This window comes from Streptomyces sp. UNOC14_S4, assembly GCF_020740835.1.
Classification (GTDB): domain Bacteria; phylum Actinomycetota; class Actinomycetes; order Streptomycetales; family Streptomycetaceae; genus Streptomyces.
In genome coordinates this window covers 1-753 of sequence record NZ_JAINFC010001021.1, presented here as the reverse complement: position 1 = coordinate 753, position 753 = coordinate 1, and the positions used below count along the sequence as shown (strand labels likewise).

Below are 753 nucleotides of genomic sequence, written 5' to 3'. Positions count from 1 at the left end.
GACCACGGGTCCGCACCACAACAGCGGGGGTCCGGGGGCGGCAGCCCCCGGTCCAGGAACCGACGCCCCCGGGCGCCCCAAGCCCGTCATCGCCGTAGCCGGCGGCCCCGCCTTCACCTTCTCCTACGCCGAGCACACCGAGCTCCTCCGCGCCGCCGGCGCGGAAGTCCTCACCTTCGACCCCCTCCGCGACGAGCGACTCCCCGAAGGCACCGCAGGCCTCGTCATCGGCGGCGGCTTCCCCGAGATGTACGTCCACGAGCTCTCCGCCAACGAGCGGCTGCGCGAGGCGGTCGCGGCCCTGACACGCGGCGGTGCGCCGGTCGCCGCCGAGTGCGCGGGGCTGCTCTACCTCTCCCGTTCCCTCGACGGCAAGCCGATGTGCGGCGTACTGCCCGCCGAGGCACGGATGACGGAGCGGCTGACGCTCGGCTACCGCGAGGCGGTGGCGATCGCGGACAACCCGCTGGCCGCGGCGGGGACCCGGGTCCGCGGGCACGAGTTCCACCGCACGGTGATCGAGCCGGGCGCGGGCGAGGCGCCCGCGTGGGGGTTCACGCACCCGGAGCGCCGTACCGAGGGCTTCGCGCTCGGCGGTGTGCACGCCTCGTACCTGCACACCCACTGGGCGGGCTCCCCCGGCACCGCGCAGCGCCTCGTCGCGGCAGCGGCGGCGTCCCGTCGGTGACGTCAGCTCGCGAGGCCCACGACGAGCCAGACGAACGCGACGCCCGCCACCGTGCAGGCCAGGGT

At 75.8% G+C, this 753-nt stretch carries 1 pseudogene; it reads left to right on the top strand.

Annotation, left to right across the window (positions count from 1 at the left end):
* Nucleotides 1-688, top strand: a pseudogene (locus K6I34_RS37680) (cobyrinic acid a,c-diamide synthase); the annotation flags it as partial.
* Nucleotides 689-753: the final 65 nt, after the last annotated feature.